Raw genomic sequence first — 4887 nt, 5'->3', positions numbered from 1 at the left:
AAGACCGCAAAAAGGAAGGCATCATTCCGCTTTCCAGCGTGGCGGAAAATATCAACATCAGCGCCCGTAGTGCCCATGCCTCGTTCGGCTGGTTGCTGCGCGACGGCTGGGAGAAGGGCAACGCCGAACGGCAGATCCAGGCCATGAAGGTCAAGACGCCGAGTGCCGAGCAGAAAATCCTGTACCTGTCCGGTGGCAACCAACAGAAAGCCATCCTTGGCCGCTGGTTGTCGATGCCGATGAAGGTCCTGCTGCTGGACGAACCCACCCGGGGTATCGACATCGGCGCCAAGTCGGAGATCTACCAAATCATCCATAACCTGGCGGCCAGCGGCATAGCGGTGATCGTGGTGTCCAGTGACCTGATGGAAGTGATGGGCATCTCCGACCGCATCCTGGTGATGAGTGAAGGCGCCCTGACCGGTGAGTTGCCCCGCGCCCAAGCGGATGAAGCGCGCCTGCTGCAACTGGCGCTGCCACAGTCGCGGGCTTGAACAAGAACAAGAGGGTTTGGCTATGTCTGAGGTAAAAACTGCAAAGGGTTTCTGGCCGGGTTTTAATCAGCGCAAATTTCTCGATGACTGGGTGATGCTGCTGGCGGCACTGGGCATTTTTGTGCTCAGCGCGGTATTCATCGATAACTTCCTGTCACCGCTGAACATGCGCGGTCTGGGCCTGGCGATTTCGACCGTCGGTATTGCTGCGTGCACCATGTTGTTCTGCCTGGCCTCAGGGCACTTCGACTTGTCGGTAGGCTCGGTGATCGCCTGCGCCGGGGTGGTGGCGGGCATCGTGATGCGCGACACCGACAGCGTGGTACTCGGCGTGTTGGCGGCCTTGGCTATGGGCCTGGTGGTAGGGCTGATCAACGGCATCGTGATCGCCAAGCTGCGCATCAATGCGTTGATTGCCACCCTGGCGACCATGCAGATCGTGCGCGGCCTGGCCTACATCTTCTCCAACGGCAAGGCGGTGGGGGTGATGAATGAAGGGTTCTTCGTGTTCGGCAACGGCCAACTGCTGGGCGTGCCGGTGCCGATCATCATCACCGTACTGTGCTTTGTGTTCTTTGGCTGGCTGCTCAATTACACCACCTATGGGCGCAACACCATGGCCATTGGCGGCAACCAGGAAGCGGCGTTGCTCGCCGGGGTCAATGTCGATCGCACCAAAATCATCATTTTTGCCGTGCACGGTTTGATCGGCGCATTGGCCGGGGTGATCCTCGCGTCACGCATGACCTCGGGCCAGCCGATGATTGGCCAGGGTTTCGAGCTGACGGTGATTTCGGCGTGCGTGCTGGGCGGGGTGTCGTTGAGCGGCGGCATCGGCATGATCCGCCATGTGATTGCCGGGGTGTTGATTCTGGCGATCATCGAGAATGCGATGAACCTGAAGAACATCGATACCTTTTACCAATATGTGATTCGTGGCTCGATCCTGTTGCTGGCGGTGATAATCGACCGCATGAAACAACGCTAATGGTCGCCCTGTGAAGATCAAACTGTGGGAGCTGGCTTGCTGTGGCGAGCAAGCTTGCTTGCGCTGGGGTGCGAAGCGCCCCCAAAAGCCGGCTCCAGCTGCGCTGTCGAACGGGAGCAAGCTCCCTCGCCACAGCAAGCCAGCTCCCACCTTGGATCTCCTGTGTTCAAGAGGGCGGTATTTGCCATAATGCCCCCGCTTTCATACTTATAGGCCCGATATGCAGGAAAACGCCCACACCCCCGTCAAAGACGCCGCCCCCACCGGCACCCAGACCCTGTTGCGCGGCCTGGGCGTGGTGCAAGCGGTGGCGGCTGGTGCGCGGGATCTCAAGGAGATCGCCCGGCGCATCGGCACCACGCGCAGCACAACGCACCGCCTGGCCAGTTGCCTGGTGGACGAGCGTTACCTGCGCGTGGTGCCCCAGGTCGGTTATCTGCTGGGGCCCAAGCTGATCGAGTTGGGGTTTCAGGCCCGTGAAGAGTTGCCCTTGGTGAACCTGGCGGTGCCCTACCTGGATGAGTTGTCGGCGCTGACCGGCGATACCATTCACCTGGCGATTCGTGAGTACGACGAGGTGCTTTACCTGCACAAGAACCCCGGCCGCAATGGGCCGGAAATGCGCTCGCGGGTCGGCCATCGCATGCCGCTGGCGCGCACCGGTATCGGCAAGGCGTTGATGCTGGATGATTCGCCGCAGGAGTGGCAGCGCTTGTATGAGGCGAGCTTGCCAGCGGTGGGCAAGAGCCTGCAATGGCCGCAGCACCCGGAGCAATCCTGGGCGCAGTTCGAACAGCGCATGCATGAGTATGTCGAGGGTGGCTACGCGTTTGACCTCGAAGACAACGAACCTTCGATCCGCTGCGTGGCCGCACCGGTGCGCGATGCCAGCGGGCGCATTGTCGCCGGCATCAGCATTGCCAGTACGGTGCCCTACATGCCGCTGGAGAAAATGGCCGAACTGATCCCTGTGATCAAACAGGTCGCAGCCCGGCTGTCAGCGGAGTTGGGCGCCAAGGCCTGATCAGGCTTTCAGGCTCGCCATGTCGATGACAAAGCGGTACTTCACATCACCGGCAATCATGCGCGCATAAGCTTCGTTGATCTGGCGAATGTCGAGCATCTCGATGTCGCAGGTAATGCCATGCTCGGCGCAGAAATCCAGGACTTCCTGGGTTTCGGCAATGCCGCCGATCAGCGAGCCGGCCAAGACTTTACGACCCAGCACCAGCTTGGCAGCGTTGACGGGTGGGTCCACCGGCTCGATCAGGCCGACCAGGATATGCACGCCGTCAAAGCGCAGCACATCGAGGTAGGGGTTCAGGTCGTGCTGCACCGGGATGGTGTCCAGCAGGAAATCGAAGTGCCCCGCAGCGGCTTTCATCTGCTCGGCATCCGTGGACACGATCACATGGTCGGCGCCCTGGCGACGGCCTTCCTCGGCCTTGCTGGCCGAGCGCGTGAACAACGTGACTTCGGCGCCCATGGCTTTGGCGAACTTGATGCCCATGTGGCCCAGGCCACCCATGCCGAGGATCCCGACTTTATCGCCGGCTTTCACGCCGTAGTGCTTGAGGGGCGAGTAGGTGGTGATGCCTGCGCACAGGATCGGCGCAGCGCTGGCCAGGTCGAGCTTGGCCGGGATCTTCACCACAAAGTGTTCACTGACCACGATGCTGTCGGAGTAGCCACCCATGGTGTTGCTGCCATCCACGCGGTCCGGCGTGGCATAGGTCATGGTCGGGCCTTCGAGGCAGTATTGCTCAAGGTCTGATTGGCAGGCTTCGCAGTGACGGCACGAGTCGACCATGCAGCCTACGCCCACCAGGTCACCGACTTTATGCGCAGTGACGTTGGCGCCGACCGCGGTGACTTTGCCGACAATCTCGTGGCCCGGCATCAGCGGGTACACGGCGATGCCCCATTCGTTGCGCGCCTGGTGGATATCGGAGTGGCACACGCCGCAGTAGAGGATCTCGATGGCCACGTCATCGACGCGCGGGCTGCGGCGTTCAAATGACATCGGGGCGAGGGGCGTGGTGGCCGACTGGGCGGCGTAACCGATGGCGGTGTACATAGTAAACCTCACAAAAGCTTGGACTGCAGAGGCGGCAAATTCTGCGCGCCGGCCTGGGGGCGCGAACATGGCAATTGCTCCGAGTCTCATGCCTATTCGTCCGGCAGTGCCTGAGGTTTGGATATATTGGCCGCCAGACCTGCGATGATGCTGTCATCCCTCATTCGCGAAGTTTTTTGCCATGCTGTTGACCCGCCATTTGGACGCCAATGCCACGCTGGTTGCCTTGATCGAAGGGCTCACGCCCCGCGACGGTTTTTCCCCGACTCACCTGCCCGGCGTGCAGGTGCTGCGCGCCAGTTGCGATGTGGCGCGTGGGCCGCAGATCTATGAGCCAAGCCTGATGTTCGTGGCCCAGGGCAGCAAGGTCGCCTACCTCGGCCCGCGCACGCTGGAGTATGGCGCCGGGCATTACCTGATCCAGGCGATGCCGGTGCCGTTCGAATGCGAGACCTTTGCCATGGCCCCCGAGGCGCCGTTGTATGGCGTGACGGTAGGCATCGACCGCGTGGTGTTGGGCGAGTTGGTGATTGCCATGGGCATGCAAGCCGGGCCGCCGCCGACCGCGCAGACCTTGGAGTCGATGAGTTCGGTGGTGCTGGACGATACGATGCGCGGCTGCGTCGAGCGGTTGTTGCAGTGCCTGCACGATCCGCTGGAAAGCCGGATCATGGGGCCTGCGCGGGTGCGCGAATTGTTGTTCACCGCCTTGCGTGGCCCTCAGGCGGATGTGTTGCGTGCGCTGGTGGAACAACAGGGGCAGTTTTCGCGCATCGCCACCTCATTGAATCACCTGCATGCCCATTACGCCGAGCCGCTGAATATCGAGACGTTGGCCGGGTATGCGCACATGAGTGCGTCGACCTTTCATGAGCATTTCAAACGCTGCACCTTGTTATCGCCGGTGCAGTACCTCAAGCGCCTGCGGCTATTGAAGGCCCAGCAGTTGCTGCTGGTGGAAGGCATGAGCGTGGCACAGGCGGCGCACAAGGTGGGGTACCAGAGCACGTCGCAGTTCAGTCGGGAGTACAAGCGCTATTTCCTGCGCAACCCGGGGGAAGAGCGGGCCGCCTGACACCACGAGGTTATTGTGGGAGCTGGCTTGCCTGCGATAACGGTGGGTCAGCTATACATTTGGCACCTGAAGACCGCCATCGCAGGCAAGCCAGCTCCCACATATTGATCGATGTCGCCCACAAAAAAGGCTCCCATTTCGGGTAATGCCAGTCAGTTAAGAGCTAGAGCAGACAACCAGTGACTTGTGGCGAGGGAGCTTGCTCCCGCTGGACTGCGTAGCAGTCCCATTTTTGGGGCCGCTTCGCGCCCCA

The 4887-nt window shown here is 61.2% G+C and carries 5 protein-coding genes; 4 read left to right on the top strand and 1 reads right to left on the bottom strand.

All coding sequences use genetic code 11. The annotated features are described in order from the left end of the window. From APH41_RS27395 to APH41_RS27385, 3 genes are all read left to right on the top strand, one after another. Positions 1 to 494 (top strand): ATP-binding cassette domain-containing protein (locus APH41_RS27395; protein WP_156359103.1); only part of this gene is annotated, 494 nt, incomplete at its 5' end. Positions 495 to 516: 22 nt separating this feature from the next. Further along, positions 517 to 1482, top strand: a complete 966-nt coding sequence (gene araH / locus APH41_RS27390) for an L-arabinose ABC transporter permease AraH (RefSeq protein ID WP_054922617.1) — start codon at positions 517 to 519, stop codon at positions 1480 to 1482. A gap of 220 nt (positions 1483 to 1702) precedes the next feature. Next, positions 1703 to 2506: an IclR family transcriptional regulator gene (locus APH41_RS27385; RefSeq protein WP_034126746.1), complete on the top strand. Its 804-nt coding sequence runs from the start codon at positions 1703 to 1705 to the stop codon at positions 2504 to 2506. On the opposite strand, the gene APH41_RS27380 is transcribed toward APH41_RS27385, so the two are convergent. Beyond that, positions 2507 to 3559, bottom strand: coding sequence for an NAD(P)-dependent alcohol dehydrogenase (locus APH41_RS27380; protein ID WP_054897943.1), 1053 nt, complete (start codon positions 3557 to 3559; stop codon positions 2507 to 2509). Between the two features lie 181 nt (positions 3560 to 3740). On the opposite strand from APH41_RS27380, the gene APH41_RS27375 reads away from it, so the two are divergent. Beyond that, entirely contained in the window at positions 3741 to 4634 is an 894-nt protein-coding gene (locus APH41_RS27375; protein WP_054922615.1) for an AraC family transcriptional regulator, read from the top strand. Positions 4635 to 4887: the final 253 nt, after the last annotated feature.

This window comes from Pseudomonas sp. NBRC 111138, assembly GCF_001320835.1.
In the GTDB taxonomy this organism is placed as follows: Bacteria; Pseudomonadota; Gammaproteobacteria; order Pseudomonadales; family Pseudomonadaceae; genus Aquipseudomonas; species Aquipseudomonas paracarnis.
The sequence above is the reverse complement of the archived record's forward strand: the minus strand, read 5'-3'. Positions and strand labels throughout refer to the sequence as shown.